The following is a 2,745-nucleotide window of genomic DNA, read 5'->3' as shown; positions in this document are numbered from 1 at the left end:
TACTCAAATATCCCGCAGCATCCCGCGGTTTCCTCCCTGGAGGTTTATTCAACGTCTGCCCGCTGGCGCCATCTCGCGGGCACGCTCATCGCGTATGGGCAGACGTCGAACAAACCTAAACCAAAGCAGACGCAACGCGCTACTGATCTACCGACTGATCTTGAATGCGCGTGGCAACTGTACTGCAGCGCCTGGGCCAAACCAACGGTCGTAGATTTTTTCGGCCTCGCCGGTTTTTTCCGCTGTAGCCAGTGCTTCATTTACTTGCTGCTGTAACTTTGTCTCACCTTTTCTCATCGCGACAGCAAAGGCTTCGGATGCGATAGGCACATCTGGTACTTCGTAAGCGCTTTTGCCTGGCATCTTGGCGAGATTACCTAATAAGGCAGCTTCACCGCCTGATCCAGCATCACAGCGACCAGCTTGTAGCGCTGTAAATATCTCGTCGTAGTCTGCCACCTCAACGAGCATGATGTTCTGCGATATAGCCTTGAGCTTTGCACCGTTGGAAGTTCCAAGTGAGACGCAAACAGTCTTCTTTTCGAGCTGAATCAAGTCTTTGATTGTGCCCTTCTTGGCAACCACCTTTTGGGTAGAAACAAAATACCCAAGGCTGAAATCTACTTCCTTTTCCCGCTCGGCAGACTTACCCATCGCGGCGATTACCAAATCAGCTCGGCCATCCGTGAGTACCTTAATGCGATCTCCGGGCTCGACAGTTTTGAATATTGGCTTAACACCTAATTTACGCGCGATCAGGGTGGCGAAGTCGATGTCATAACCTGTCACGGTACCACGCGCTTTATCGAAGAATCCAAAAGGTGGCGAGCTATTGCGCACACCGAAAACGACCTCCCCCTTAGCACGTATTTTGTCGAGGTCATCTGCCTGTGCCATGAAGGCGATACAGGCCACCAATACTGTCATTAGGATTCTCATTCGACGTTCACCATGTAGGGTTGGATAGCTATCTGTTTAGCGCTCTACAAGGAGTTGTGCCAAGTTCGGTGCTGAACGACAGCTTCTGGCTGGCAGCAGTCAGTCATCACTTGGCTTAATCAGCTCGTTATTCCCCATCAGGCAGGTGCACCGGTCTGACTTAAGCTAAAATTCCTCCTCGAAAGTCGGGGTAGTTCAAATGGGATGGACCCCACCTCAACTAACTGGCATCAAAGTGCCAAACTGGTAGTTCCCGCACCATTCAGAGAACCATGCACGCAACCTTTACACTTTCCGAATCAGATTTCGTCGCGTTAAACAATGCTGTCAATCGAAGGCTCAAGGCCGTATCCCGCGCGAACTCTAAGCTATTTCTACCAAATTTTGTTGTGAGCGTAACAATGGGTGTAGCCATTGCGTCGTACTTAGCGCTTTATAGGAAGTATCCATTCATTGCGACCGAGCTTTCTTTTGTCGCCGGCGCATTTGCCGTTAGCACGCTATTCATTGTTGGCAATTCGGTTTACAAGCGCAGCCTGTGTCGCCGCGCTATGCTTTCACGGAATAGTTGGTTTCTTTCACGGCAGGATGTCGAACTAACGGAAAATGGGTTTCACTGGTCTGGTGCATCCAGTAGCGCTGAATACATTTGGGGAGCATTTTGTTATTTTGACGAGGACAAAACCAACCTCTACCTATTTTTGGACAATGCTCAGGCGGTTGTCTTGCCGAAAAAAGCCCTTGGCACTCCAGAGCAAGTCGAGAAAGTGAAATCATGGCTGCATCCATAATCCCAATGCCATCTTGGCCAAGTGGTCTGTCTATTAACTGTTAGGTGTGAAAATTAAGGGTCAGGTCTTGCAGGGTGCGCAGACGCCGATACTGGGGACATGACTAAACCACCGGTTCCTGGTCGGCAGATAAATCTATGACCGCAGAAATAATGTGTTGTGACTATATGAAGATGGTGATTGAGTCGCCAGACATGCCGATTGTCTTTACCGCCAAGTATCGGGAGTTTGGACTTCAAATCATGGATGGGGGATCAAGTTGTATTCGCCTAGGCTTTTGTCCATGGTGCGGACAGAAATTTCCAACAAGTCTTCGCGATGCATGGTTTGACGAATTAGAAAAACGTGAGATTGATCCATATGCAGAAAATATCCCTGCAGAGTTTTCTGATCATCGGTGGTACTCACACGATAAATAGCAATGAAGCCTAGGTACTGGCTAATCGCACTTGCAATTGCTGGGATTGCCGTCGTTTTATGGCCATGGGTAAAGGCACAACTTAGCATCGATAGCTGCCTGGACCGTGGCGGACGATGGAACTATCAAGCAGAGCAATGCGAATCAGTTGCTGATAAATGATTTGCTCCTGATATACATGGATAGCGCCACATCTGTCAGCAGTTGTTGGAGGCCAAGTAAATGCACGATCGATGCCGGTGCTGGAGCAATCCGCACCGGCTTTTTATGGCTAGTTCGGGCTAATTAGTAGGTGGGTTGTTTGGAGAGGGCAATCAATTCAGCCCCCATTCCACGTGTTGCTTCTACTGCCCGTTGCTGTTGCAAAGCATGAATCTGCCTATACGTGGTCATATCCGACCTGCCCCCGGCTTTGTCCTTCAGCACAGCTAGCTGTTGGTCCGTCATGGCCGCTAATTGGGCTGCGGTCGGTTGTAAAACAGCGTGCAAAACTTTCCAGATTCCAGGGGTAAACAGCGTTCAATAGTTTCCACCCCTGGGTGTGCAACCATCCGGTGTTTCTGCCGGAGAATCTGGGGTGATAAACATGAATCTCAT

Annotated in this window: 4 protein-coding genes; 2 read left to right on the top strand and 2 right to left on the bottom strand. The window is 49.4% G+C overall.

Annotated elements, in window-relative coordinates:
• Positions 1–147: 147 nt before the first annotated feature.
• Complete coding sequence (locus CSQ89_RS20950; protein ID WP_158229080.1) at positions 148–927, bottom strand: transporter substrate-binding domain-containing protein; 780 nt, start codon at positions 925–927, stop codon at positions 148–150.
• Positions 928–1,211: 284 nt separating this feature from the next.
• On the opposite strand from CSQ89_RS20950, the gene CSQ89_RS20945 reads away from it, so the two are divergent.
• Positions 1,212–1,730, top strand: coding sequence for a YcxB family protein (locus tag CSQ89_RS20945; RefSeq protein ID WP_099407913.1), 519 nt, complete (start codon positions 1,212–1,214; stop codon positions 1,728–1,730).
• Positions 1,731–1,867: 137 nt separating this feature from the next.
• Positions 1,868–2,149: a DUF6980 family protein gene (locus CSQ89_RS20940; protein ID WP_099407912.1), complete on the top strand. Its 282-nt coding sequence runs from the start codon at positions 1,868–1,870 to the stop codon at positions 2,147–2,149.
• A gap of 284 nt (positions 2,150–2,433) precedes the next feature.
• Here CSQ89_RS20940 and CSQ89_RS20935 read toward each other — a convergent pair whose 3' ends face one another.
• Entirely contained in the window at positions 2,434–2,637 is a 204-nt protein-coding gene (locus CSQ89_RS20935) for a hypothetical protein (RefSeq protein ID WP_099407911.1), read from the bottom strand.
• Positions 2,638–2,745 lie beyond the last annotated feature (108 nt).

Origin of the sequence: Chitinimonas sp. BJB300, assembly GCF_002735695.1 — a bacterium.
Lineage (GTDB): Bacteria > Pseudomonadota > Gammaproteobacteria > Burkholderiales > Chitinimonadaceae > Chitinimonas.
The sequence above is the reverse complement of the archived record's forward strand: the minus strand, read 5'-3'. Positions and strand labels throughout refer to the sequence as shown.

What these genes read in the sequence shown, in the direction of transcription:
- CSQ89_RS20945 (WP_099407913.1), top strand. Translation starts at nt 1,212, where the DNA reads ATGCACGCAACCTTTACACTTTCCGAATCAGATTTCGTCGCGTTAAAC.
- CSQ89_RS20950 (WP_158229080.1), bottom strand. Translation starts at nt 927, where the DNA reads ATGACAGTATTGGTGGCCTGTATCGCCTTCATGGCACAGGCAGATGAC.
- CSQ89_RS20940 (WP_099407912.1), top strand. Translation starts at nt 1,868, where the DNA reads ATGACCGCAGAAATAATGTGTTGTGACTATATGAAGATGGTGATTGAG.